Below are 23,714 nucleotides of genomic sequence, written 5' to 3'. Positions count from 1 at the left end.
CCGGTGTGCCTTGAGCCGACGAGGTATCAGCAGCGATGAACACGCTGGACGCTCTGGACGCGCAGTCCCAGCGGACCGACATCCCGGACTTCCGCGCCGGTGACACGCTCAAGGTGCACGCCCGGGTTGTTGAAGGCAACCGGTCCCGTGTGCAGGTGTTCCAGGGTGTGGTCATCCGCCGTCAGGGCTCGGGTCTGCGTGAGACCTTCACCATCCGTAAGGTCAGCTTCGGCGTCGGTGTCGAGCGAACCTACCCGGTCAACAGCCCGTCGATCGACCGCCTTGAAGTCGTCACCCGAGGTGACGTGCGCCGGGCCAAGCTCTACTACCTGCGCAACCTCCGCGGCAAGGCAGCCAAGATCAAGGAGCTTCGCGAGAGGGTCAGCTGACCTTTACTGGCCGTTCTCACATCGGCTGTAGCCAATCGGGTTGGGCGAAACAGTGGTGTGACGCTTACGCTTGACCTCGATGTATGGCTCGCGCTTCGACCGTGGCGATGACCGCGGCGAATTCCAGAACTACCGTCCGGCGGAATCCCCAGGGGGTGAGCCGGACGGTAGCGCTGTTTCCTGGGATTGGCGTGACGACGACATCGCCCAGCTCGGCCAGTGGCTTGAACCGGCTCCCGGCGCTGGCGCCGACTGGTCCTCGCGGTCCGACCGTGCGCACGAGCGCGGCCGGTGGGTCCCCACTCGACGTCCTGACGATCGCGGTCAGGCGAGCCGGTACGGACACGATGTCCCGTACGCCGATCATGGGCCCAGTCCGGATGAGCCCGCTTCGGGTCGGTATGTCACCGCGAGTTCGTCGTATCCGCGGGATGATCCGTACAGGTATCCGCAGCCTGCCCCGTTCGACTCCCGGCTGACGGACGGCGGCGCCGCCAGCCCCGGCGGCTCTGGTCGTCGGTTCCGTGCTCACACCGAGGATTCGTCCCCTTCGGATCCGCCCAGGCGCGCCGAGGCGGCGTCGGGTCAGGAGGGGCCGGGGTTCGACGACGCGCCATCGCGGTCGGCGCGCCGGGCGCTCCGGAGCGATGACAGCCGACGGTCCGGTCCGCCTGCGGGGGAACGGGAGCGTCCGGGGTCCCGTCCTACGCTGGACGCTGGGCGCGACGCGCCGACAGCCCGGTCAGCACGCCCCCAGGGCGGTGCCGGACGCGACTACCGACGCCGCGCCGGCGGGCCCGAGCACGGCCGGTCGTCGCCCGAGGCTGGTCGGGATCAGGGCCCGCGTTACGGCGCCGGTTCCGAGACAGCCTCCGCGCGGCGCCGCTCGACGGCCACCGGGCAGCTGCGGGTGCCGGCCCGCGCACGGGTCTCAATGCCAGGTCAGAGCCCGACCGCAGGCCGGTCCTCGGAGTCGATCGGTCACCGAGCCGGCGAGCCGGGGCGTCGTCAGGTCGCTGCCACGCCAGCGACCAAGCGCAAGGAGATGCCGCTGTGGCAGGAGATGCCATTGCTGCTGACCATCGCGTTCTGCCTCGCCGTGCTCATCCGCACGTTTCTGGTGCAGGCATTCTTCATCCCGTCCGCGTCGATGGAGAACACGCTGCTCATCGGGGACCGAGTGCTGGTCAACAAGTTCATCTACGACATGCGTGGGCCACAACGCGGTGAGATCGTGGTCTTCGCCGGGCCGGAGAACTGGCTCTCGGAGACGCCACCTGCCCCGGCGAATCAGGGTTTCGCGTCCAAAGCCAGCGGGACGCTCGGCGACCTAGTCGGCCTGACCCGGCCCGGCGACAAGGACTTCATCAAGCGGATCATCGGCATGCCGGGGGATCGGGTCTCGTGCTGCGACGCCCAGGGTCGGGTGCAGATCAACGGCGTCCCGATCGAGGAGCCGTACATCTTTGAGAACTCGCCGTTGGAGGCGAGCGCGGAAGGTCAGTGCCGCGGCCGGCGGTTCGACGAAGTGGTCGTCGGCGAGGGGCAGATGCTCGTCATGGGTGACCATCGGCTGGTGTCGCTGGACGGCCGTTGTCAGGGTCTGGTTCCCATTAACAAGATCATCGGCAGGGCTATCGTCGTCGCCTGGCCGACCACGAGCTGGCGGGATCTGGAGCCCCCGTCCACGTTCGACGCGGTGCCAGCCGGCGCGCCGCCGGGTCCAACAAGAGCCCAGCCGGCCAGGAAAGCCCAGATACCGGATTAGAAGGTGTTTTCGGGGGGCGGCTTCCTCTTCTGTCAGCTTCTACCGATCCAGCGCGTTCTCGCAGGAACTTCTCAGCGGATCGTCGTACTCTTTCCCGGTGATTGACGAGCAGACCGACAAGCGTCGTACCTCCTTCTGGCGCGAGATGCCGATCCTGTTGGCGGTGGCGATCGTGGTCGCCCTGCTGGTGCGCGCGTTCGTGCTCCAGACCTTCTACATCCCGTCGCCGTCGATGGAGCACACTCTGAACCTCAACGACCGGGTGCTGGTCAACAAGCTCGTCTACAAGTTCCGCGGCCCGGACCGTGGCGAGATCGTCGTCTTCAAGGCGCCCTCTGACTGGCGCAGCGGCGCGGAGAGCGACGACTTCATCAAACGGGTCATCGGCCTGCCTGGTGACAAGGTCCAGTGCTGCGACGCCCGTCAACGTCTCATGATCAACGGGGTTTCGCTGGACGAGCCCTACATCTTCAACGAGAACGGCGTCAGCGACCCCGCTGCCGACAAAGAGTTCGAGATCGTGGTCCCGCCGGACCGCCTCTGGGTCATGGGCGACCACCGCTCCGAGTCCGGGGACTCGCTGGAGCATTGGAAGACCAGCTCCGATCTCCAGGTGGCGACCGTGCCCGTTGACTCAGTGGTCGGCCGCGCCTTCGTCCTGTTCTGGCCGTTCGACCGGGCCACCTGGCTCACCCCGCCGTCGGGCTACGACGTCATTCCCGACCCGAGGCAGCCGTAGCGCCGTTGGCCACGGCCACGCCTCGGTATCCGGCCGCCGGTCGCCCGGTCTACGCTGACACCGATGGGACCCATCGACCGCCGCGCCGCACGCGCAGCGCTCATCGACCCCGCCGGCCGGGTCCTCATGATCCGGGCCTGCTACCCGAACCGGCCGCTGGACCGCTACTGGTTGCTTCCCGGCGGTGGCGTCGATGCCGGGGAGACCCCCGCACAGGCCCTGGTCCGTGAGCTGGCCGAGGAGACGGGCCTCATCGTCGATATCTGCCAGGTCGGCACGCCGACCTGGCAGGACGTCGTCGAGTTCGACTGGGACGGCCGCGTGGTACGCCAGCGTCAGGACTACTTCGTCGTCCCAGTGGACGCGTTTATGGCGTATCCGCACGCCCACACCGAGGTTGAGCGGCGTACGATCAGCGACTTCCGCTGGTGGACGGCGACTGACCTGGCAGTGGCGGCCGAACCTGTCTACCCGGCCGACCTCAGAGCCCGACTGGAGGAGGCGCTCAGATGCTGACGCCCCCACGGACCCTGCTGCGCCGCGACGGCGGGCTCTACAGCCTCGAACGTGCGCTGCGGCGTCGGGGCTTTGACGTCGTCGCCGGCGCCGATGAGGCTGGCCGGGGCGCCTGCGCGGGTCCGTTGGTCGCCGCGGCCGCCGTCCTCGCCCCGGGTCCGGCCGGCGAGATCGAGGGCCTCAACGACTCGAAGCTACTCACCCCAGCCGCCCGCGAACGGGTGTACCAGGCGGTCATTCGGCAGGCGTTGGCGTATGCCGTCGTGGTCATCCCACCCGCCGAGGTGGACGCGCGCGGGCTGCATGTGTGCAACCTCGCGGCGATGCGCAGGGCCCTCGCCGGCCTGCGCCCCGCCCCCGACTACGTCCTGACCGACGGTTTCGGCGTCGACGGCCTCGGCGTGCCCGGCCTGGCGGTGTGGAAGGGCGATCAGGTGGCCGCCTGCGTGGCCGCGGCGAGCGTCATCGCCAAAGTCAGCCGGGACCGGATCATGGTTGAGCTGGACACGGAGCATCCCGGCTACGGCTTCGCCGACCACAAGGGTTACGTCACCGCCGAGCACGCCGCCGCCATGGCTGCGCGCGGCCCCTGCCCGCAGCATCGTTACTCGTATGTCAACGTCGCCGCGGCCGCCGCGACCTGGGCCGAGCGGCTGACTCCGGGCGGTGGTCCCGCGACCGGGGAGGGTACGGTCGGCGTGGCGTTGCAGGCGCACGGGCTGTCGCCGTCGTCGGTGGGGGAAGATGTGGCCATGGAGGGCGGAGGACGATGAGCGCCGAGGATCTCGAAAAGTATGAGACCGAGATGGAGCTGCAGCTCTATCGGGAGTATCGCGACATCGTCCGGCAGTTCTCGTACGTCGTGGAGACCGAGCGGCGGTTCTACCTGGCGAACCAGGTCGACCTGCATGTGCGCAACGCCGATGGCGAGGTCTACTTCGAGGTTGAGATGCATGACGCCTGGGTCTGGGACATGTACCGCCCCGCCCGTTTCGTCAAGAACGTACGCGTGATCACGTTCAAGGACGTGAATGTCGAAGAGCTGGAGAAGCCGGACATCTCGCTGTCGGCTGAGTCCGGGTTCGGCTCCTGACGACCGCTCCGGGTTATCCACAGCAGGTCCTGTTGTCCACAGCCGAGTGATGCGGCAAGCGCATGCGACGCCGTGACGCGTCACGATGCGCAAATGACCGTTTTCGATAGCTCCCCCGAGATTCCCGACCCGGCCCCTGTCGGGCCGATCCGCTACAACGGCGCCGCTGAGGCGGATCATGCCTCCAGTGGGGCAGACGCGGCGACGCGGACTGGCGGCAAGCCGGCGAGCGACCGCTGGATGTCGCCGCTCCGCGCCGCCCCGGCGCCCCACGGGATGGTCCGCTGGTTGACCGTCCTGGCATTCGCGCCAGCGCTCGCGGGCTCGCATGCTGCCGCCTCTGGCCTGCCGCCCACCCGTCACTCGCAGGCCGTTCCCGGCCCGACTGTCGAGGCCCGGCTGCCCACGCCGGCGACGTGGCCCGCGCGAGGACCGGTCGTCCGCGCTTTCCAGCCCCCACCACAGCCGTGGTTGCCTGGACACCGTGGCGTTGATCTCGCTGTCCAGCCGGGGGCCAGTGTCGTAGCGGCGGCTGCGGGGCGCGTGGTGTTCGCCGGCAGACTCGCCGACCGCGGCGTGATCAGCATCGAGCACTCCGGTGGCTTCCGCACCACTTACGAGCCGGTCGTCGCGTCGGTCCGTCGTGGCCAGCAGGTCCGGATCGGTGAGCGGGTCGGGGTCGTGGGAGACAATCACCCGGGCTGCGTCGCGAGCGCCTGCCTGCACTGGGGCGCCATCCACCATGGCGACTACCTCGATCCGCTGCTGCTCGTCGGCGCCGTCAGGGTGCGGCTCCTGCCGGTGATCGCCGCGCCGCCGCTTCGGTGAGCTTCCCCTCACCGGGAGATGCCGTCGCGGCCGACGACGACCCGGTAGCCGCCCTCGTGAGCGGTCACCAGGTTGAGTTCGACCAGCGCAGGCAGCGCTCGCAGCACCTGCCGTAACGGCACCCCGGCGCTCGCGCTCATCTCCTCGGGACGGACGACGTGGCCGGCAGGGACCGCGTCAAGAACGGTCGCGGTCACCACGTCCAGCCGGTCGCGCGGGTGGTCCGGCACGTTCGGCAGCGGCGCCAGGTCCACGCCGATCTGGCCAACCTCCTCCAGCACGTCGGCCAGATCGGTGACTAGCCGGACCTGCGGGTCGGCCCGCGCTGCCATGTGGCACCCACGCGAGGTCGCTGCGGTGACCGGACCGGGGACCACCATCGACGGCCGCCCCAGAGCCGAGGCCCTTCGTAGGGTGGCCAGGGCCCCGCTGCGCGCGGTGGCCTCCACCACCACCGTCCCACGGGTGAGCGCGGCGATCACTCGATTGCGGGTCAGGAAGCGGTGCCGGTAGGGAGCAGATCCGGGCGGCCATTCGCTGATCAGCGAACCGGTCTCGACGATATGTTCGAACAACGCCGCGTGTCCCGCCGGATAGGCCCGATCAACACCACAGGCCAGGACGGCGACGGTGGGGCCGCCGCCGGTGAGGCTTCCACGGTGTGCCGCCGCGTCGATGCCGTACGCGCCGCCGGAGACCACCGTCCACCCGCGCTCGGCCAGGCCATGTCCCAGACCTGACGCGATGTGCTCGCCGTACGGTGACGACGCCCGCGCCCCCACAACGGCGACAGCCGGAGCCTGGAGGTCAAGCCGGGCGCCCCGCAGCCACAGCAGCAGTGGTGGGCGGGTCATCCGGTCGTCTGGGCCGAGGTCGTCCAGCCGGGCCAGGTCTTCGAGCTGCCACGGCCATTCGTTGCCGTCGGGGGTGAGGACCCGGGCGCCGAGTCGTTCGCCGCTCTTCAACGCCAGCTCCGCAGCCCGCCGTGGATCGCCAGCGGCAAGGCGGGCCGCGACCGACTCCCGGAGGCGGCCGTCGGGTACCTCGCCGGCCATGAGCTGCTCCAACGCCTGCTCCGGGCCGTGCTCGGCGACCAGCTGGTGAATGTGCCGGTGCCCCGGCTCCGCCAGCCAGGTCAGGGCGATCCTGGCAAGGATCATCGGGTCGGTCACGGTTGGCCAGCCCGCATGCCGAGCGCTTCGTCGATGTCAGCGGCGGTAGGTTGATCCCGGCCGTCGAGGTCAGCGACGGTCCAGGCGACTTTCAACGTCCGGTCGAAGCCGCGGGCTGACAGGGCGCCGCGGTCGAGCCACTGCCTCAGCCTTCTGGTGTGCGAGACGCCTGGTTGGAAGGCGGACGATCGGAGGACGTTGCCAGGGGCTTCACCGTTGACGCGTCGGCCGAAGGGCGCCCACCGGGCCGCCGCCGCCTGCCTGGCATTGGCCACCCGAGCCGCTACCGCCGCCGACGATTCGCCGCCGGCGCCGAGTAGATCGGCGGTGCGCAGCGGCATGAGCTCCACCCGGAGGTCGATGCGGTCCATCAGAGGCCCGGAGAGCCGTCCGAGATACCGGCGTCGAACCTGGGCCGGGCATTCGCAGTAGGCGTCGCCGCCTGGTTTGGCGCACGGGCACGGGTTGGCGGCGAGCACGAGCTGAAAGCGCGCCGGGAACTCGGCTGCGCCGTTCGAGCGTCGGAGCACGATCCGTCCGGTCTCCAAGGGCTGCCGCAGCGACTCCAGCGCGTGCGGCGCGAACTCCGGGGCCTCGTCGAGGAACAGCACTCCCCGATGGGCGAGCGAGATCGCGCCTGGGCGGGCGAGGCCCGGGCCGCCACCGACCAGGGCCGGCGCCGACGCGCTGTGGTGCGGCGTCTGGAACGGCGGCTGCCTGATAAGGCGCCCACCCTGGAGATGTCCGGCGATCGAGTGCAGGGCTGTCACCTCAAGGGCGCCGTCATCGTCGAGTTCGGGCAGCACTGATGGCAGTCGTTCGGCAAGCATGGTCTTGCCCGCTCCCGGTGGCCCGATCAGCGCCAGGTGATGGCCGCCGGCGGCCGCGATCTCGATCCCGCGCCGGCCGAGCTGCTGGCCCGCGACGTCCGCGAGGTCGGGCCGGGCGGCGGGCTCGGCGGCCGCTTCCTCGGTCGCCCCGGGCAGCGACGTCTCGCCACGTAGGTGCGCGACCACCTCAGCGAGGCTGGCCGCCCGCCGCACCGACAGTCCTGGCACCACCGCGGCCTCGGCCGCGTTGCCGTCCGGAACGATGGCGGTTCGGACGCCGGAACGGCGCAGCGCCAGGGCCATCGGCAGCACGCCGCGGATCGGCCGCACAGCGCCGTCGAGACCCAGCTCGCCGATCAGCCCAATGGCGCCGAGCGCCGCTGGCGGTATCTCGGCGGCGCAGCCGAGCACGGCGGCTGCCATCGCCAGGTCGAAGGCGGTGCCGTGCTTGGGCAGCGCCGCCGGCAGCAGGTTGACGGTGAGTCGACGGTCGGGCCACCTCAGACCGGAGTTCGTCACCGCGGCTCTCACCCGGTCTCTGGCCTCGTTGAGCGCGGTGTCCGGCAACCCAGAGATGACCATGGCTGGCAGCCCGTTGGCCAGGTCGGCCTCGATCTCTACGAGCCGCCCGCTGACGCCGGTGACTCCGGCGGCCATCGCCCGCGCATACGCCATCAGCCGACTCCGCGGACGTGGTTGAACGTCGCTGGCGCGCCGCATCGGACGAGCACCCCGATGACGTCGATGCGGATCGCCGCGGCGCTGAGCCCGGCGCTGGCCAGCCATTGCCCGGCGAGCCTCCGGAGCCGGGCGACCTTGGGCGGCGCCACCGCCGCCAGCGGTCCGCCGTAGCCCTCGCCGCGCCGGGTCTTGACCTCGACGAAGACGATCGCGTCGCCATCGCGGGCGATGATGTCGATCTCTCCTGCGCGGCGTCGCCAGTTCCGGTCGATGATCGCCATTCCTGCGGCGGTCAGGAAGTCCACGGCCAGCTGTTCGCCGTGCCGGCCGAGCGCCTGTGTCGTCTGCGTCATGGATCCCGAGGCTGGCGCTCGCCAGCAGCGCATGGCAACCGGCTCGCCGCCCGCCTGTGGACAACGGGACCACCTGTGGATAACTCCCGCGTGCGCGGGCCCGCGTGGCCGGTTCGGGGCCGCTACCCGCGCGGAGAAACGGGAGCCGGAGGCGTACACTGGCCAACTGGCGATCGCCTTCTGACGCCCGGACACCCGTCCGGGATCAAACGGCGTCGTACATCTCGCGCGTTCTCCGACCGTCTCCGGGCTCCGGCCCGCGGACGTGACGGCGACGGCCTCCCTGGTCCACCACGTGGTCCTTCCAGGTCGGCGACCGGACGCCAGGGCGGGGCCGCCCGGCCCCGCGACAACCAGGGACAACTGAGGAGCAACCGACATGGCCGTCGTGACCATGCGTCAGCTGCTGGAAAGCGGTGTTCACTTCGGGCACCAGACCAGGCGCTGGAACCCGAAGATGAAGCGCTTCATCTTCACCGAGCGTAACGGCATTTACATCATCGACCTGCGCCAGACGCTCGACTACATCGAGAAGGCGTACGCGTTCATCCACAACACGGTGGCCGAGGGCGGAACCATCCTTTTCGTGGGCACCAAGAAGCAGGCCCAGGAAGCGATCGCCGAGCAGGCCTCGCGCGTCGGCATGCCCTACGTCAACCACCGTTGGCTGGGCGGCATGCTCACCAACTTCCAGACCGTGTACAAGCGGCTCCAGCGAATGAAGGAGCTTGAGGCCCTCGGCGACCTGAGCGGCACCACCGCCGGGTACACGAAGAAGGAGACCCTCCAGCTGTCCCGCGAGAAGATCAAGCTCTCCCGTACCCTGGGCGGTCTGCGCGACATGCAGCGCGTTCCCTCAGCGGTGTGGATTGTCGACACCAAGAAGGAACACATCGCCGTCGACGAGGCGCGGAAGCTGAACATCCCGGTCATCGCGGTGCTCGACACCAACTGCGACCCGGACGAGGTGGACTTCCCGATCCCCGGCAACGACGACGCGATCCGCTCCGCGGAGCTGCTGACCAAGGTCGTCGCCACCGCGGTCGCCGACGGTCTCATCGCGCGCTCTGGCAAGGCGGGCCGTGGCTCCGACGAGAAGCCGGCTGCCGGCGCCGTCGCCGCCGACGAGCCGCTGCCGGAGTGGGAGCGGGAACTGCTGGAGGGGGCGGACAAGAAGGTTGACGAGCCGACGGCTGCCGCTGAGCCCGCCGCCGCTGAGCCCGCTGCCGCCACTGAGGCTGCTGCCGAGCCGGCCGCTGTCGCCGAGCCGGCCGCCGAGCCGGCGACTGCCGCAGCCGAGTGATCTTCCCCGGCGAGGTCGGCCCACGGGCCGACCTCGCCGGCCCCTGTCGTCTATCTGTTGTCTCTGACCTGAGAGAGAGCTATGGCAAACTTCACCGCTGCGGACGTCAAGAAGCTCCGCGACCTCACCGGCGCCGGAATGATGGACTGCAAGAAGGCGCTCGACGAGGCTGAGGGCGACATCGACAAGGCTGTCGAGATCCTACGGATCAAGGGCGCGAAGGACGTCGGCAAGCGCGCCAGCCGCAACGCCGCCAACGGTCTGATCGCCCACTCCGGCACCGCGCTGCTGGAGCTCAACTGCGAGACCGACTTCGTCGCCAAGAACGAGGACTTCGTCGCGCTTGCGCAGAAGATCGTCGAGCATGGCGAGCAGAGCGGGGCAGCCGACGTCGAGGCGCTGCTCGCCTCGACGCTCGGCGGCGGTGCGACCGTCGCCGACGCGGTCCAGGAGATGTCCGCCAAGATCGGTGAGAAGTTGGTCCTCAACCGCTTCGCGTCGCTGGACGGCTCTGTCGCTGTCTACCTGCACCGCAAGAGCCAGGACCTGCCGCCTTCGGTGGGCGTGCTCGTTGAGTACTCGGGCAAGTCGGACGAGGCGGCTGACGCCGACGCGCGCGCCGTGGCGATGCAGATCGCCGCGATGCGTCCTCGGTATGTCCGCCGTGAGGATGTTCCGGCCGAGGTCGTGGAGTCGGAGCGCCGGATCGCCGAGCAGACCGCCCGCGAGGAGGGCAAGCCCGAGGCCGCCCTTTCGAAGATCGTCGACGGCCGCGTCAACTCGTTCTACAAGGACTTCGTCCTGCTGGAGCAGGCGTCGGTGGCCGACAGCAAGAAGTCGGTCAAGCAGGTGCTGGTCGAGGCCGGCATCGAGGTGACCCGCTTCCTGCGGTTCGAGGTCGGTCAGGCCTGATCCCGTCGTGATCACTCGATCGTGAGACAAGGAGGCCGTCGGTGGAGCAGTCAGGCGCCGCGGCCTCCTTGTCGCATAAGGTCCACACCGGCTGCGCGGTGGCCAGTCGAACCGCCCGCCGCGCAGCCGGGGTCCACGGAGCGGGAACGCAGGAAAGGCAGGGCCGATGACGGTGACCACGCACGGGACGACGTGGCTGGCGCGGCAGGTCGGCCAGCGGGGCCCGGCCCGTCGGGTGGTGCTCAAGCTTTCCGGCGAGGTGTTCGGCGGCGGCGGGGTGGGCGTCGACCCCGATGTGGCTCAGACGATCGCCCGGCAGATCGCCGTGGTCGCGCGCGCCGGCATCCAGGTGTCAGCGGTCATCGGCGGCGGTAACTTCTTTCGCGGCGTCGAGCTCCAGAAGCGTGGGATGGACCGTGCCCGCGCTGACTACATGGGAATGCTGGGCACGGTCATGAACTGCCTGGCGCTTCAGGACTTCCTGGAGAAGGAGGGCGTGGAGACGCGGGTGCAGACCGCGATCCACATGGCGCAGGTCGCCGAGCCGTACATTCCGCTGCGCGCGATCCGGCACCTGGAGAAGGGTCGCGTCGTTATCTTCGGCGCCGGGGCCGGGATGCCGTACTTCTCCACCGACACGGTGGCGGCCCAGCGCGCCTTGGAGATCCACGCTGACATCGTCCTCATGAGCAAGAACGGAGTGGACGGCGTCTACACCGCCGATCCCCGCACCGATCCTGATGCCCGGAAGCTGGACACGATCACGTTCGGCGAGGCGCTGCGCAAGGATCTGCGCGTCGCTGACGCCGCCGCCTTCAGCCTCTGCATGGACAACGGGCTGCCGATGCTGGTCTTCGGCGCCGAGGGCGACGACACGATTGTCCGCGCGTTGCGCGGCGAGCAGATCGGAACCCTGATCACCGCGGCCTGACGGGCCGCCGCGACGGCGCCGGGCATCGGCTCGGCTCCCGCATCACCCCATCAGTATCAGAAGGAGGCGACGGAGCCGGTGATCGACGAAACGCTCCTTGAGGCCGAGGACAAGATGGACCGGGCTATCGAGCACGCGAAGGAGGAATTCTCGGCCATTCGGACCGGACGTGCCACCCCGGCCATGTTCTCGAAGATCATTATTGACTACTACGGCACCCCTACTCCGCTGCCGCAGATGGCTTCGATCGGGATTCCTGAGCCGCGAATGGTGCTCATCAAGCCCTATGACGCATCGCAGCTCGCTGTCATGGAGAAGGCCATCCGTGACTCCGACCTTGGCGTCAACCCGAACAACGAGGGCGCCCAGCTGCGCATCTCGCTTCCCCAGATGACCGAAGAGCGTCGTCGTGAAATGATCAAGGTGGTTCGCCAGAAGGGCGAGGACTCCAAGGTCGCGATCCGTAACGTGAGGCGTAAGGCCAAGGAAGAGCTGGACCGGATCGTCAAGGACGGCGAGGCTGGCGAGGACGACGGCCGCCGCGCTGAGAAGGAGCTGGACGACGTGACCCAGCGCTTCGTCTCCCAGATCGACGAGCTGATCAAGCATAAGGAAGCTGAGCTGCTAGAGGTCTGATGGTGTACCACGACCCTGCGGACGGTTCGGGCGAGGACGACGCGGTTGTGGGTCGTCCTCGGCCGGCTTCGCCATGCGTCCGGACGGTCCCGCCACCGGCGGTGGTCGGCGCCGATGGGGTCAGCTCAGTCTCGCGGTCCGGCTCGTCCGACCGCGCTCCTGGCGACGACGCCGCACTCGGCGCGGGTCCGGCCGGCCACAGGACGCCGGCCCACGGCGCTCCTGCCGTCCTTCGCCCGTTTCACCGCGCCCCGTCTGACAGCGAGGCCGCCGCTGATGACGGCATCGCTGACGACCGCAGCCGCGCTGCCGTCAGATCGGGCGGTCCCGGTCGGCGGCGGGCCGGACGTAAGCGGGGGGGCGGGCGTAACGTCCCCGCGGCCATCGGCGTCGGCGTCGCCCTGGCCGCGGTTGTGGTGGTGTCGCTCGCTAATCCGCTCGCGTTCGCGGCCGTGGTGGCCGTCGCCGCCGCTGCCGGAGTGTGGGAGCTGGTCTGCGCCGTCCGGGTCTCCGGCCTCCGGCCGCCGTTGCCGCCGCTGCTGGCTGGCGCCCTGTTGACTCCGACGCTGGGGTTCATGGTCGGCGCGGAGGGTCTCGCCGTGGGCGTGCTGGTCACCGTGCTGGCGTCGCTGGTGTGGCGGCTCGGGGACGGTCCGGACGGCTTCGAGCGGGATGTGGCGGTGGCCGCGTTGATCGCCGTCTACGTGCCGTTTCTCATTGGTTTCGCGGCGCCGCTGGCTGAGGGCGAGGACGGCCGGTGGCGGGTGTTGGTGACCTTGGCCGCAGTCGTTCTGTCGGACACCGGCGGTTATGTCGCGGGTGTGCTGTTCAGTAGTGGCAAACGCCCGATGGCGCCGACGGTGAGTCCGAACAAGTCCTGGGAGGGCTTCGCCGGCTCGTTGACAGCGGCTGGGGTGGGGACAGCCGTCCTCGGCTGGCTGCTGCTGGGCCTTCCGCTGTGGTGGGGGCTGGTGGCCGGTGTCGTCATCTCAGTGGTGTCGGTCATCGGCGACCTCGCCGAATCGATGATCAAGCGGGATCTCGGCGTCAAGGACATGAGCAACCTGCTGCCCGGGCACGGTGGCCTGATGGATCGACTTGATTCGATCATTTTCGCGGTGCCCACGGCCTACGTGCTGTTGGTCCTGCTGGCGCCGGGGGTCAGCTGAGCGTGCCAGGTCCGGGCGCGCTCGGTCCGGGTCGGCATCCCGTGCGAGACTGGATTGGTCATGTCTTCGTTGCATTCGCGTGAGCCTGGTGTTGTTATGTCCCGATCTGATGCTGCTGGCGCCTCCGGGTCGGCGGACAACGCCGTCGCTCCGGCCCCCCGCCGGGCCGCGCCGGTGGCGCTCGACTTCGCCGACATCTCGGCCACCAGGCGGACGTCCATGCCGCCGAAGCACCTCGCGGACCTCGACCTGGCCGGCCGTCGGGCGGTGGCCCAGGCATCCGGCGAGCAGGCTTTCCGCGCGAACCAGGTGTCGGCACATTATTTCGGCCGGTTCGAGCGTGACGTCGACGCGATGACCGACCTGCCCGCCCCCGCCCGGCGACTCCTGGCCGACAAGCTGCTGCCACCTCTGCTGACACCGTTGCGCGAGCTGGTCTGCGACGAGGGCGCCACCCGCAAGGCGGTGTGGCGGCTCCACGACGGCGCGCTCGTCGAGAGCGTCCTCATGGGTTACGCCGACCGGGTGACGGCTTGCGTGTCCAGCCAGGCGGGGTGTGGGATGGCGTGCCCGTTCTGCGCCACCGGTCAGGCCGGGCTCACCCGCAACCTGTCGGTCGGCGAGATCGTTGACCAAGTCGTCCACCTGGCCGGGGTGGCGGCCAGCGGCGCGGTAGTTGGCTCGCCGGCCAGGCTGTCCCGGGTGGTGTTCATGGGCATGGGCGAGCCGTTGGCGAACTACGCCCGGCTCGTCCAGGCGGTGCGGCGGCTCACCACCCCGGCGCCGGAGGGACTCGGGCTCTCCCAGCGTCACCTGACCGTCTCCACCGTCGGGCTGGCTCCGGCGGTGCGCAAGTTGGCGCAGGAAGGCCTGGCCGTCACCCTGGCGATCTCCCTGCACGCCCCCGACGACGAGCTCCGTGACGAGTTGGTGCCGGTCAATCAACGTTGGAAGGTCGCTGAGGTCCTGGACGCCGCATGGGACTACGCCGGTCGAACGGGGCGCCGCGTGTCGGTCGAATACGCCATGATCAGGGACGTGAACGACCAGCCCTGGCGCGCCGATCTGCTGGGCCGTCTGCTCGCGGGACGGCTCGCCCACGTCAACCTGATCCCGCTCAATCCGACACCCGGAAGTCGTTGGGACGCCAGTGACCCAGCGGTCGAGCGGGAGTTCGTCCGGCGGTTGCGAGCCGCCGGCATTTCCACCACGGTCCGCGACACCCGCGGCCGGGAGATCGACGGCGCCTGCGGCCAGTTGGCCGCGGCCGAGTCTCCCCGCTCCGGTGTGCGCGAACGAGAGGCGGCACAGTGACCAGTCAGGGCCAGCGTTTCCGGCGGCGCGCGCTACGGCGCGGCTACAAGGTCGACGAGGTGGACGCCTTCCTCGACCGGGTCGAGGCGACGCTCGCCGGTGACCAGGCCGGCGCGGCGGTCTCCGCTCAGGAGGTCCACGACGTGGTGTTTCGGGTCCGCTTCGGTGGCTACGACGAGTGGCAGGTCGACCTGCACCTGGACCGGGTGGAACGCCAACTCGCCGAGCTGGAGGAGCAGGGCGGACCGGAACCTGGTCGGGCCCGGGCGCAGCGACCGCCGATCGAGCGCTCGGCCGGCGAGCGGACCCCGGTGGGGCGCGCCGCCCCGGAACGGGACGCCGGCGAGCGGATGCCAGGCGACCGGCTTCCAGGTGACCCGCTTCCGGGGGAACGCGGCACGTCGGAGCGCTCTGGCGTTGGCCCGCGGCCGACGTCGTCGGCAGGTCGGCCGTCGTACGACGACGAGCGGGCGCCCCGCCCTGGGATGCGCGAGCCCGAGCCCGCCGGTTTCGGCCGCGACGAGCCCGGCCTCGGTCGGGGGCCCGAGCCGCGCGAGGAGTTCGGCTACGGCCTGGATGAGTCGACGTTCCCGGGGCGTGGCGCCGCGCGGCACGGCAAGGCCGATATGACGACCGAGATGCGGATGCCGGAGCGGGAGCCTGATTTCCCCGGGCGGGGGACGTCGGCGCCGACATCGTTCGGTCCGCCCGCCGGGGCAGCCGCCGGCCGGCCCAGCGGGGCGCCCGCCGGGGGCTTGCCGCCGGAGGCGCAGCGGGTCGAGGCGCTGCGCCAGGGCTTCCAGGTCCGCCGGTTCGGCAGCGGTTATGACCCGGCTGAGGTGGACGGCCTGTTCGACGGCATCCTCAATGCGTTGGCTGGCCGTGGGCCGCTGCCGGTGCCGCCGGCGGAGGTGGAGCGGGCGAAGTTCGGACTTGTTCCCGGCGGATACTTCGAGGCCGAGGTCGACGCGGCGTTACGTGAGGTCGGCGAGATGCTCCGCCGCTACTGACCGCGATGGCGGTGGCGGCTGAAGCGATGGCGGCGACGGCCGATGCTGCCGCCGCTGTGGGTCGTCAGTCGCGTAGGCCGCGGCGGCGTAGCGCCTCGTCGAGGATCATGACGAGGGCGATGATGCCGGCGATGCTGTACGAGATGTAGTTCTCGACCCGGCCGGTGTGGTTGCCGAAGGCCGCCATGAGCACCAGCACGACGATCGACATGAAACCGCCGGCGCGTAGGGCACGGCGGTTGATCGGCTTGTGCTGGTCGGGTGCGGTTACCGGTTCGCTGCCAGCCACGTGCGGCCCCTTCCGGGTTGCGGCCGTCGGACGACGGCTCTGCTCATCGTTTCGTGCGTCGCATAGTCTGGCACGCCGGCCCGGGTGATGGCGGCGGGGCCGGCCCAAGGTGCGATAGTCGTCGGGGACTGTCTCGAACTGGCAAGGGAGACCGAACGGTGCGAATCACCGGAACTGGCCACGCGAGCATGCGCATCGACACCCCGGCGGGCAGCATCCTGTGCGACCCGTGGGTCAACCCGGCCTACTTCGCGTCATGGTTCCCGTTCCCGGACAACTCCCAGCTCGACTGGGAAACCCTTGGCCAGGTCGACTACCTGTACGTCTCGCATCTGCACCGTGACCACTTCGACGCCGCGCACCTCAAGCGGTTCGTGTCGAAGAAGGCCACCGTCCTGCTGCCGGAGTTCCCGACCAGCGAGATGGAGGACGAGCTGCGTGAGCTGGGCTTCACCAGCTTCATGCGCACCGTCTCCAACGAGGTCGTCAGCCTCGACGGCGGCCTCAACGTCATGGTGCAGGCGCTGATCAGCCCGACCGACGGTCCGATCGGTGACTCGTCGCTGTGGGTGGAGCATGATGGGGTGCGCGTCCTCAATCAGAACGACGCCCGCCCCACCGACCTGGGCGTCTTCGCCGAGCTGGGGCACGTGCACGCCCACATGCTCCAGTTCTCCGGCGCGATCTGGTACCCGATGGTGTACGAGCTGCCGCAGGCGGCCAAGACCGCGTTCGGCAAGCAGAAACGCGAGCGCCAGTACGATCGAACCTGGCGGTACATCGACGACCTGAAGGCGTCCTATGTGTTCCCGATCGCTGGTCCGCCGTGCTTCCTCGATGATGAGTTGTGGCAGCTCAATGACATCCATGGCGACGAGGGGAATATCTTCCCGGACCAGGCTGACTTCATCCGCGAGTACGCGAAGGTCGGCGGCGGCAACGGCGTGGTGCTGCTTCCGGGCAGCGTGAGCGAGCTGACCGTCGACGACTGCCGGACGACCCACCCGGCGCCTGATGTGGAGGCGTTCTTCGCTGACAAGAAGGCCTACCTGGAGGAGATGCGCGAGCGCAAGGCGCCGGTCATCGCCGCGGAGAAGGCGTCCTGGCGGCATCCGGAGATCGATGTGCTGGCTGGGATGAAGGCGCGGATCGAGCCATTGCTGGACGAGTCGGTCTATCTGGCCAAGGGCGTCGGCGGCCCGGTACGTTTCGACCTCACGGACGAGGCTGGCGAGATCGTGGAGTCGGTTCTGGTCGACTTCCCGGCTGGCGAGGTCCGGCACGCGGCCGACGAGAAGGTCCGTTACCGGTTCCGTACCCGGCGGGCGCTCATCGAGCACCTGCTGCATATCGATGAGGGCGACTGGGTCAATTCGCTGTTCCTGTCGGCGCGGTTCTCGGCGGCCAGGATCGGCCAGTACAACGAGTTCGTCTACGCGTTCTTCAAGTGCCTGTCCGAGGAGCGGCTCCAGTACGCCGAGGGCTGGTACGACGAGCACGAGCGCAGCTCCGACACCGAGGACGTCCAACTCGGCGACTGGCAGGTGCAGCGGCGCTGCCCGCATCTCAAGGCTGACCTGACCCGGTTCGGCATCGTTGAGGGCGACGTGTTGACCTGTCAGTTGCACGGCTGGAAATTCGACCTCCGGTCGGGCAGGTGTCTGACGAGCGTCGGTCACGCCATCCGCGCGAGCCGGGTGGTCAGCGGGTCCTGAGACGCGTGCGGGCGGCCGCCGTGTCCAGCCGGGGCGTGGTTGCCGCCGCGATGAGCTGGGTCAGCTCTCGTTCGAACATTGGTCTCAGGTCGGTCATCGCCCAGCTCAGGTGCCCGAAGACCTCCATGGCGACGATGCCGTAGAGCCTGGTCCAGGCGCTCAGGAACGTGTAGACGGCCTGGTCGGGAAGGCCGTCGCCGTAGGTCTCACGGTAGGGCGTCAGGAGCGCGCCGACGCTGTCGTCGCCGGTGGGGTGTCCGCCGCCGCAGCGCCACAGTTCAGCGAAGCAGGCCAGGACGAGCTGGCCGAAGCGTTTGCCGGCGTGATCGGCGTCGCCGTCGCAGTCGCGTTCGATGGCCTGCACCCCGGGGACGGGGTTGCCGAACAGCAGTCCGAACTCGGCCGGGTGCGCCAGGGCCCAGTTCCGGAACCTCCACGCCATCCGGGTGACCTGACCGGCGGGGTCGTGGCCGGGGCCGGCGTCCCGGGCTTGTTCGAGCTGCGCCCGCAGCTCGTCGTAGAGGTTGATGGCGAGGGCAGTGACGATGGCGTCGAGGCTGGGGAAGTACCGGTAGAGCGCCGCAGCGGTGAGGCCGAGGTCGCGGGCGATGACCCGGACGGAGATCTCAGCCGCGCCGCCGGAGACGAGCAGTCGTCGCGCCGCGACCAGAATCTCCTGGACGGTCGCGGATCGTGACCTGTCCCGTCGGGTCGGGGCAGGTCGGTCGGGGGCGCTGGCGGTCATGGGTCCTTCACCTGTGGCACACATCATGAACGGTGGTACACGCTGTTCACTCTAGTAAACGGTGTTTACATTGTTCCTCGCCGCGTAAGCCTACGCCCGCGCGGTCATCAGCCGACGTGTCTTGCTGGAGGTCACGAGAATGTTCACATGGTGGGGCCGGGCCGTTGTCCGGTTCAGATGGCTGGTGCTCGTCGCGGGCCTTCTCGTCATGGTCGCGGGGGGTTCCTGGGGCCTGGGCGTCTTCGACCGGCTGTCCAGCGGCGGCTTCGAGGACCCGACGAGCGAGGCCAGCCGGACCCGGGCCGCGATCGAGGCGACCTTCGGCGACCAGAGCGTCGACTTTCTCCTGCTGTACTCCCGCCCGGACGCCACCGTCGACCAGCCCGCATTGCGGGACCCGGTCGTCGCCGCGACCGCGCGGCTACGTGCGCAGCCGCAGGTCGACCAGGTCGTCAGCTACTACGACGCGCCGCCGGGCAGCCCGGCCACCGCCCAGCTCGCGCCGCTCGCGTCCCAGGACCGACACGCCACCTATGTCACCGTACGGTTGCGCGTCGCCGACGAGGACGGCAAATCGGCGGCCTACGCTGAGGTGCGGGACATCGCCGAGGCCGGTGGTGGGGTCGAGACCACGGCCGGCGGTGTCGTGGCCTTCCAGAAGCAGGTCACCGAGCGGACCATCGACGACCTGTTCCGCGCCGAGATCTTCTCGCTGCCGGTGCTGCTGCTGTTGCTGCTGCTGATCTTCGGCGGCCTCGTCGCGGCGTCGACGCCGCTGCTCATCGGCGGCCTCGCTGTGTTGGGCTCGTTCGTGACCATCCGACTGCTCACCGCGGTCATCGACATCTCGATCTTCTCGATCAACGTGATCACTTTGATCGGCATGGGCATGGCGATCGACTACGCGTTGTTCATGGTGAGCCGGTTCCGCGAGGAGATGGACGCGGGCCGCGACGTCGCCGATGCGGTGGCCAGGACCGTAGCCACCGCCGGCCGTACGATCATGGTCTCCGGTCTGACGATCGCGCTGGCGCTCGCCAGCCTCCTGATCTTCCCCCAGCCGTTCCTCAAGTCCATGGGGCTCGGCGGGATGTCAGCCGTCCTGGTCGCCATGCTGGGAGCGCTGACGGTGCTGCCCGCGTTGCTCGCCGTGCTGGGACCGAAGATCAACGCACTGCGGGCGCCCACTCCGTGGCGGCGGCGACTCACCGTGGACCGGCCGGTGACCAGCGGGGTGTGGGCGCGGATCGCGCACAGCGTCATGCGTCGGCCCGCCCTGTACGCCATCGGCGTCACGGCGGTGCTGCTGGCGTTGGCGATCCCGGTGTTCCGGATGTCGTGGGGCGGGTTCGATGAACGGATCATGCCGGTCGGTACCGAGGCGCGGGTGGCCAGCGAGCGGATCAAGGCAGAGTTCCCGGGCGGGTCCACCGACCCGATCGTGGCGTTCGTCGCCGGGGCGCAGCCCGCCGAGCTGTCCGGCTACGTATCGGCTCTGCGGGCGTTGCCGCAGGTCACCGGCGCTCAGGTGACCCAGACCACGGAACAGGCCACCCTGGTGAGCGTCAGCTACGCGGGCGAGCCCACCAGCGTCCGGGCACAGGAATTGGTCGACGAGGTCCGGGCGGTCGACGCGCCGGCCGGGGCGAAGGTGCTGGTCGGCGGGCGCACCGCCAACGATGTCGATCTGCTCGACAGCCTGCGTGTCCATCTTCCGTGGATGGCGGCCCTGATGGCCGCGGCGACGCTGGTGCTGCTGTTCCTGGCGTTCGGGTCGATCCTGCTGCCGATCAAGGCGGTCCTCATGAACCTGATCTCGATCGGCGCGTCGTTCGGCGTCATCGTGTGGGGGTTCCAGGACGGTCATCTCGCTGACCTGCTCGGCTTCACCGCGACCGGGACCATCGAGCCCACCAACCCGATCATCATGCTGGCGGTGCTGTTCGGCCTGGCGACCGACTACGAGGTGTTCCTGCTGTCGCGGGTGCGGGAGGAGTGGGACGCCACCGGCGACAACACCGCCGCCGTGGCCCGAGGTCTTCAGCACACCGGTCGCATCATCACCGCCGCCGCGTTGTTGCTGATCCTGGTGGTGGCGGGTTTCGCCGGCGGCAGCATCACCATGATCAAAATGGTCGGCGTGGGGATGATCGTCGCCATTCTGGTCGATGCCACTCTGGTGCGGATTATTCTGGTCCCAGCGACGATGCGGCTGCTCGGACGCTGGAACTGGTGGGCGCCGGGCCCGATGTCCCGCTTCTACGACCGCTTCGGCATCCGGGAGTCCGACGGCGAGCGGGAGCCGGCGCCGGCCGACCCGGAGCTGGCCAGAGTGTGAGCAGCCGGTAGCGGACCGGGGTGAGCGCGACCCGCCGTCGGTCACCGATTGTCATCGTGGGGCTGCGTTCCGTGTAGCGGCGAGGCGGGAGGCCCGATGCTGCCGATGGCGCCCGGTGACGTCGAGCGGGCCCAGCGTCGGTGCTCGACGCCGCTGGTGGCCGCCGCGGTCGCCGCCATCGGCCTGGTCGGCTCCATGGCGCTCATGCCTGGCGGCGGCAGCGTCTTCTGGTTCACGATGCCGGTCGCCGACGGCCTCGCGTCCGAGGCGGGCGCCGGCGAGGCGACCAGACCCCCGCGATGGTCGGCGGCTGACGACAGACCCGTCCGGACCCGCTGACGGCCAGGCGCCCGTCGTTCGGCGAGAATGCTCGGGTGACTCAGTCCCTTGAGCCGGGCGCCTTGACGCCGGCACGACGCGACATCGTGGTGCTCGGCGCCACCGGTTCGGTCGGCGGCCAGGCCCTCGACATCGTTCGTCGCAACCCGGACCGCTACCGCGTCGTGGGCCTCGGGGCAGGCGGGGGGAACGTCGCGCGGCTCGCCGCGCAGGCCCTTGAGCTCGGCGTCGAGGTCGTCGGCGTCGCCAGGGCGTCGGCGGTCCAGGACCTCCAGCTCGCTTTCTACACCGAGGCGTCCCGGCGCGGCTACGCCACCGGGGGGTTCCGCCTGCCGAAGATCGTGGCTGGCCCGCAGGCGATGACCGAGCTGGCCCAGTGGCCCTGCGACGTGGTGCTCAACGCCGTCGTGGGCTCCCTCGGCCTCGCGCCGACGCTGGCCGCCCTGCGCGCCGGACGCACCCTGGCCCTGGCGAACAAGGAGTCCCTGGTGGCCGGCGGCCCGCTGGTGCGCGCGGCGCTGACCCGCCCCGACCAGATCGTTCCGGTCGACTCTGAGCACAGCGCCCTCGCCCAGTGTCTGCGGTCGGGGCGTCGGGCCGAGGTCCGGCGGCTGGTGCTCACCGCCAGCGGCGGGCCGTTCCGGGGAAGTCAACGCGAGCAGCTCACCGCGGTGACTCCGCGGCAGGCGCTCGCCCACCCGACCTGGGACATGGGCCCGGTGGTGACGATCAACTCGGCCACGATGGTGAACAAGGCGCTCGAGGTGATCGAGGCGCATGAGCTGTTCGATGTCCCATACGATCGGATCACCGTCATGGTCCACCCCCAGTCGGTGCTCCACTCGATGGTTGAGTTCGTCGATGGCTCGACGCTCGCCCAGGCCAGCCCGCCGAGCATGCTCATTCCGATTGCCCTGGGTCTGGGTTGGCCGGAGCGTACCGCCGACGCCGCCCCGGCGCTGGACTGGTCCGCCGCGCACACCTGGGAGCTGGCGCCGCTGGACGACGCTGCGTTTCCGGCCGTCGCGCTGGCGAAGGCGGCCGGCGAGGCCGGTCGGTGCCGGCCGGCGATCTACAACGCGGCCAACGAGGAGTGCGTGGCGGCGTTCGTCGATGGTCGCCTGCCGTTCCTGGGGATCGTCGACACCGTCGAGCGGGTGCTCGCGGCGGCGCCGGACTACGCCGAACCGGGTACCGTCGAGGAGGTGCTCGACGCGGAGTCCTGGGCGCGCCTGCGGACCAACCAGCTGATCGGCGGGCAAACGGGCTGATCAGCCCGGTGGGTCGCGATGCGGCGGTCAGGTTGACGGCGGGCGCCTCGGCTTGTCCTACCGTCGATCGACGCAGGATTGGCGGACAGTGGTCGATGGTGGGGCGACAGGCGCCTGATGGCTAGGGGAGAAGAATGCGGGAAATTCTGGGCGCGTTGCTGTTCGCCATGGTCATCCTGGTCTCGGTCAGTCTCCACGAAGCCGGTCATATGGTCACGGCCAAGGCGTTCGGGATGAAGGTGACGCGGTTCTTCGTCGGATTCGGGCCCACGCTGTTCTCGTTCCGCCGTGGTGAGACCGAGTACGGCGTCAAGGGCATCCCGCTCGGCGGGTTCGTCAAGATCGTCGGGATGACCGCGCAGGACGACGATGTCGAGCCCGGCGACGAGCGCCGGGCCATGTGGCGGTTCCCGGTGTGGAAACGCACCGTCGTCATGTCGGCCGGCTCGGCGGTGCACTTCATGCTCGCGATCGCGGCCACCTGGATCGTGGCGATGACCCCGTGGGGTCTGCCGAACCCGCAGGTGCCGCAGGACGTCACCAAGTGGCCGGCCATGGTCAAGGTCACCGACTGTGTGGTGGCCACCCCCGAGCTGCGTGAGTGTCAGCCGGGCGACCCGGCCAGCCCGGCCGCCACGGCGGGCTTGCGCGAGGGCGACAGGATCGTGGCCATCAACGGCGCGACGGTGGCGACCTTCCAGGAGTTGCTCCAGCGGACCCGCGACATCAAGCCCGGTCCGGCCGCGATCGTCTACGAGCGCGACGGTCAGCGCCAGCAGGCCACGGTAGACCTGGCCGCCGTCCAGCGGGCCCCGTTGGGCGACCCGGACGGCGCCACGGTCACCACGTCGGCCATGGGCGTGGGCCTCATCCCCCCGGCGCCGCTGAAGATCCAGCACGGGCCGGTCGAGGCCGTCGGCGCCACCGGCAACTTCATGGTCATGCTCGGTGAGCGCACCTTCGCGGCGATCAAGAAGTTCCCGGAGAAGATCCCGGCGTTGTGGGCCTCGCTCACCGGCGCCGAGCGTGACATCGACACCCCGATCAGCGTCGTCGGCGCCAGCCGCCTGGGCGGCGAGTTCGTCGACAAGGGCATCTGGGAGGGCTTCGTCCAGCTGTTCATCGGCCTCAACTTCTTCGTCGGGGTCTTCAACCTGCTCCCGCTGTTGCCGCTGGACGGTGGCCACATCGCGATCTCCTGGTACGAGCGGGTCCGCTCCTGGCTGGCGGCCCGGTTCGGCCGCCGCGATCCGGGACGGGTCAACTACCTCAAGCTCATGCCCTTGACGTACGGGGTCATCCTGGTCTTCGGGGCGTTCACGCTGCTGACCGTAGCCGCGGACATCGTCAACCCGATCAGGCTTTTCCCCTGA

The 23,714-nt window shown here is 69.7% G+C and carries 24 protein-coding genes; 19 read left to right on the top strand and 5 right to left on the bottom strand.

Going from position 1 to position 23,714, the window contains the following annotated elements; genetic code table 11:
• The first annotated feature begins 35 nt into the window (after nucleotides 1–35).
• The 7 genes from rplS to ABD287_RS03605 all read left to right on the top strand — a co-directional run bounded on the left by rplS (nucleotide 36) and on the right by ABD287_RS03605 (nucleotide 5,333).
• The gene (gene rplS, locus ABD287_RS03635) at nucleotides 36–389 is read left to right on the top strand and encodes a 50S ribosomal protein L19 (protein WP_344168159.1); all 354 of its coding nucleotides are present in this window, start codon (nucleotides 36–38) and stop codon (nucleotides 387–389) included.
• Between the two features lie 934 nt (nucleotides 390–1,323).
• Nucleotides 1,324–2,157: a signal peptidase I gene (gene lepB / locus ABD287_RS03630; RefSeq protein WP_344168156.1), complete on the top strand. Its 834-nt coding sequence runs from the start codon at nucleotides 1,324–1,326 to the stop codon at nucleotides 2,155–2,157.
• 97 nt (nucleotides 2,158–2,254) lie between these two features.
• A complete protein-coding gene (gene lepB, locus ABD287_RS03625) occupies nucleotides 2,255–2,896 on the top strand; it encodes a signal peptidase I (RefSeq protein WP_344168153.1) in 642 nt (213 codons plus the stop codon).
• Nucleotides 2,897–2,959: 63 nt separating this feature from the next.
• On the top strand, nucleotides 2,960–3,412 hold the full coding sequence (locus ABD287_RS03620; RefSeq protein WP_344168150.1) for an NUDIX hydrolase: 453 nt from the start codon (nucleotides 2,960–2,962) through the stop codon (nucleotides 3,410–3,412).
• A complete protein-coding gene (locus ABD287_RS03615) occupies nucleotides 3,406–4,185 on the top strand; it encodes a ribonuclease HII (protein ID WP_344168147.1) in 780 nt (259 codons plus the stop codon). Before ABD287_RS03620 ends, ABD287_RS03615 begins: the two co-directional genes overlap by 7 nt.
• On the top strand, nucleotides 4,182–4,505 hold the full coding sequence (locus tag ABD287_RS03610; protein WP_344168144.1) for a DUF2469 domain-containing protein: 324 nt from the start codon (nucleotides 4,182–4,184) through the stop codon (nucleotides 4,503–4,505). The genes ABD287_RS03615 and ABD287_RS03610 overlap by 4 nt, the downstream gene beginning before the upstream one ends.
• Nucleotides 4,506–4,598: 93 nt before the next feature.
• Complete coding sequence (locus tag ABD287_RS03605) at nucleotides 4,599–5,333, top strand: M23 family metallopeptidase (RefSeq protein ID WP_344168141.1); 735 nt, start codon at nucleotides 4,599–4,601, stop codon at nucleotides 5,331–5,333.
• Nucleotides 5,334–5,341: 8 nt separating this feature from the next.
• Here ABD287_RS03605 and dprA read toward each other — a convergent pair whose 3' ends face one another.
• Genes dprA through ABD287_RS03590 form a run of 3 tightly spaced genes read right to left on the bottom strand, consistent with a single transcriptional unit; the run spans nucleotide 5,342 to nucleotide 8,369 of the window.
• Entirely contained in the window at nucleotides 5,342–6,505 is a 1,164-nt protein-coding gene (gene dprA, locus ABD287_RS03600; RefSeq protein ID WP_344168138.1) for a DNA-processing protein DprA, read from the bottom strand.
• Nucleotides 6,502–8,010, bottom strand: a complete 1,509-nt coding sequence (locus ABD287_RS03595) for a YifB family Mg chelatase-like AAA ATPase (RefSeq protein WP_344168135.1) — start codon at nucleotides 8,008–8,010, stop codon at nucleotides 6,502–6,504. The genes dprA and ABD287_RS03595 overlap by 4 nt, the downstream gene beginning before the upstream one ends.
• On the bottom strand, nucleotides 8,010–8,369 hold the full coding sequence (locus tag ABD287_RS03590) for a YraN family protein (protein WP_344168132.1): 360 nt from the start codon (nucleotides 8,367–8,369) through the stop codon (nucleotides 8,010–8,012). The genes ABD287_RS03595 and ABD287_RS03590 overlap by 1 nt, the downstream gene beginning before the upstream one ends.
• 379 nt (nucleotides 8,370–8,748) lie before the next feature.
• On the opposite strand from ABD287_RS03590, the gene rpsB reads away from it, so the two are divergent.
• From rpsB to ABD287_RS03555, 7 genes are all read left to right on the top strand, one after another.
• On the top strand, nucleotides 8,749–9,672 hold the full coding sequence (gene rpsB / locus ABD287_RS03585; RefSeq protein WP_344168129.1) for a 30S ribosomal protein S2: 924 nt from the start codon (nucleotides 8,749–8,751) through the stop codon (nucleotides 9,670–9,672).
• 81 nt (nucleotides 9,673–9,753) lie between these two features.
• Nucleotides 9,754–10,584 (top strand): translation elongation factor Ts, encoded by an 831-nt coding sequence (gene tsf, locus ABD287_RS03580; protein ID WP_344168126.1) that lies wholly within the window; start codon nucleotides 9,754–9,756, stop codon nucleotides 10,582–10,584.
• 166 nt (nucleotides 10,585–10,750) lie between these two features.
• A complete protein-coding gene (pyrH, locus tag ABD287_RS03575; protein ID WP_344168123.1) occupies nucleotides 10,751–11,515 on the top strand; it encodes a UMP kinase in 765 nt (254 codons plus the stop codon).
• Nucleotides 11,516–11,593: 78 nt separating this feature from the next.
• The gene (gene frr / locus ABD287_RS03570) at nucleotides 11,594–12,151 is read left to right on the top strand and encodes a ribosome recycling factor (protein ID WP_344168120.1); all 558 of its coding nucleotides are present in this window, start codon (nucleotides 11,594–11,596) and stop codon (nucleotides 12,149–12,151) included.
• Nucleotides 12,151–13,320, top strand: a complete 1,170-nt coding sequence (locus ABD287_RS03565; protein WP_425565495.1) for a phosphatidate cytidylyltransferase — start codon at nucleotides 12,151–12,153, stop codon at nucleotides 13,318–13,320. The genes frr and ABD287_RS03565 overlap by 1 nt, the downstream gene beginning before the upstream one ends.
• A gap of 219 nt (nucleotides 13,321–13,539) precedes the next feature.
• Entirely contained in the window at nucleotides 13,540–14,634 is a 1,095-nt protein-coding gene (rlmN, locus tag ABD287_RS03560; RefSeq protein ID WP_344168577.1) for a dual-specificity RNA methyltransferase RlmN, read from the top strand.
• Nucleotides 14,631–15,644, top strand: a complete 1,014-nt coding sequence (locus ABD287_RS03555; protein WP_344168114.1) for a DivIVA domain-containing protein — start codon at nucleotides 14,631–14,633, stop codon at nucleotides 15,642–15,644. The genes rlmN and ABD287_RS03555 overlap by 4 nt, the downstream gene beginning before the upstream one ends.
• Nucleotides 15,645–15,708: 64 nt before the next feature.
• Here ABD287_RS03555 and ABD287_RS03550 read toward each other — a convergent pair whose 3' ends face one another.
• Nucleotides 15,709–15,933, bottom strand: a complete 225-nt coding sequence (locus ABD287_RS03550; protein ID WP_344168111.1) for a hypothetical protein — start codon at nucleotides 15,931–15,933, stop codon at nucleotides 15,709–15,711.
• 158 nt (nucleotides 15,934–16,091) lie between these two features.
• Between ABD287_RS03550 and ABD287_RS03545 the strand changes: the two genes are divergently transcribed.
• Nucleotides 16,092–17,648 (top strand): Rieske 2Fe-2S domain-containing protein, encoded by a 1,557-nt coding sequence (locus tag ABD287_RS03545; RefSeq protein WP_344168108.1) that lies wholly within the window; start codon nucleotides 16,092–16,094, stop codon nucleotides 17,646–17,648.
• Here the strand turns inward: ABD287_RS03545 and ABD287_RS03540 are convergent.
• Nucleotides 17,635–18,393, bottom strand: coding sequence for a TetR/AcrR family transcriptional regulator (locus tag ABD287_RS03540; RefSeq protein WP_344168105.1), 759 nt, complete (start codon nucleotides 18,391–18,393; stop codon nucleotides 17,635–17,637). The two genes, ABD287_RS03545 and ABD287_RS03540, sit on opposite strands and share 14 nt — an antisense overlap.
• Before the next feature lie 139 nt (nucleotides 18,394–18,532).
• Here ABD287_RS03540 and ABD287_RS03535 point away from each other — a divergent pair, with 139 nt between their 5' ends.
• From ABD287_RS03535 to ABD287_RS03520, 4 genes are all read left to right on the top strand, one after another.
• Nucleotides 18,533–20,731 carry an MMPL family transporter gene (locus tag ABD287_RS03535; RefSeq protein ID WP_344168102.1) on the top strand — a complete coding sequence of 733 codons (2,199 nt, stop codon included), beginning with the start codon at nucleotides 18,533–18,535 and terminating at the stop codon, nucleotides 20,729–20,731.
• Nucleotides 20,732–20,827: 96 nt separating this feature from the next.
• Complete coding sequence (locus tag ABD287_RS03530; RefSeq protein ID WP_344168099.1) at nucleotides 20,828–21,070, top strand: hypothetical protein; 243 nt, start codon at nucleotides 20,828–20,830, stop codon at nucleotides 21,068–21,070.
• An 86-nt stretch (nucleotides 21,071–21,156) separates the two neighbouring features.
• Nucleotides 21,157–22,341, top strand: coding sequence for a 1-deoxy-D-xylulose-5-phosphate reductoisomerase (gene dxr, locus ABD287_RS03525; RefSeq protein WP_344168574.1), 1,185 nt, complete (start codon nucleotides 21,157–21,159; stop codon nucleotides 22,339–22,341).
• A 134-nt stretch (nucleotides 22,342–22,475) separates the two neighbouring features.
• Nucleotides 22,476–23,714 carry a M50 family metallopeptidase gene (locus ABD287_RS03520; protein ID WP_344168096.1) on the top strand — a complete coding sequence of 413 codons (1,239 nt, stop codon included), beginning with the start codon at nucleotides 22,476–22,478 and terminating at the stop codon, nucleotides 23,712–23,714.

The organism is Pilimelia columellifera subsp. columellifera, assembly GCF_039532605.1.
GTDB classification, from domain to species: Bacteria; Actinomycetota; Actinomycetes; order Mycobacteriales; family Micromonosporaceae; genus Pilimelia; species Pilimelia columellifera.
This window is presented reverse-complemented; position numbering and strand designations above follow the sequence as displayed.

What these genes read in the sequence shown, in the direction of transcription:
- rplS (WP_344168159.1), top strand. Translation starts at nt 36, where the DNA reads ATGAACACGCTGGACGCTCTGGACGCGCAGTCCCAGCGGACCGACATC.
- lepB (WP_344168156.1), top strand. Translation starts at nt 1,324, where the DNA reads ATGCCAGGTCAGAGCCCGACCGCAGGCCGGTCCTCGGAGTCGATCGGT.
- ABD287_RS03620 (WP_344168150.1), top strand. Translation starts at nt 2,960, where the DNA reads ATGGGACCCATCGACCGCCGCGCCGCACGCGCAGCGCTCATCGACCCC.
- ABD287_RS03615 (WP_344168147.1), top strand. Translation starts at nt 3,406, where the DNA reads ATGCTGACGCCCCCACGGACCCTGCTGCGCCGCGACGGCGGGCTCTAC.
- ABD287_RS03610 (WP_344168144.1), top strand. Translation starts at nt 4,182, where the DNA reads ATGAGCGCCGAGGATCTCGAAAAGTATGAGACCGAGATGGAGCTGCAG.
- ABD287_RS03605 (WP_344168141.1), top strand. Translation starts at nt 4,599, where the DNA reads ATGACCGTTTTCGATAGCTCCCCCGAGATTCCCGACCCGGCCCCTGTC.
- ABD287_RS03595 (WP_344168135.1), bottom strand. Translation starts at nt 8,010, where the DNA reads ATGGCGTATGCGCGGGCGATGGCCGCCGGAGTCACCGGCGTCAGCGGG.
- ABD287_RS03590 (WP_344168132.1), bottom strand. Translation starts at nt 8,369, where the DNA reads ATGACGCAGACGACACAGGCGCTCGGCCGGCACGGCGAACAGCTGGCC.
- rpsB (WP_344168129.1), top strand. Translation starts at nt 8,749, where the DNA reads ATGGCCGTCGTGACCATGCGTCAGCTGCTGGAAAGCGGTGTTCACTTC.
- tsf (WP_344168126.1), top strand. Translation starts at nt 9,754, where the DNA reads ATGGCAAACTTCACCGCTGCGGACGTCAAGAAGCTCCGCGACCTCACC.
- pyrH (WP_344168123.1), top strand. Translation starts at nt 10,751, where the DNA reads ATGACGGTGACCACGCACGGGACGACGTGGCTGGCGCGGCAGGTCGGC.
- ABD287_RS03565 (WP_425565495.1), top strand. Translation starts at nt 12,151, where the DNA reads ATGGTGTACCACGACCCTGCGGACGGTTCGGGCGAGGACGACGCGGTT.
- rlmN (WP_344168577.1), top strand. Translation starts at nt 13,540, where the DNA reads ATGCCGCCGAAGCACCTCGCGGACCTCGACCTGGCCGGCCGTCGGGCG.
- ABD287_RS03540 (WP_344168105.1), bottom strand. Translation starts at nt 18,393, where the DNA reads ATGACCGCCAGCGCCCCCGACCGACCTGCCCCGACCCGACGGGACAGG.
- ABD287_RS03535 (WP_344168102.1), top strand. Translation starts at nt 18,533, where the DNA reads ATGTTCACATGGTGGGGCCGGGCCGTTGTCCGGTTCAGATGGCTGGTG.
- ABD287_RS03530 (WP_344168099.1), top strand. Translation starts at nt 20,828, where the DNA reads ATGCTGCCGATGGCGCCCGGTGACGTCGAGCGGGCCCAGCGTCGGTGC.
- ABD287_RS03520 (WP_344168096.1), top strand. Translation starts at nt 22,476, where the DNA reads ATGCGGGAAATTCTGGGCGCGTTGCTGTTCGCCATGGTCATCCTGGTC.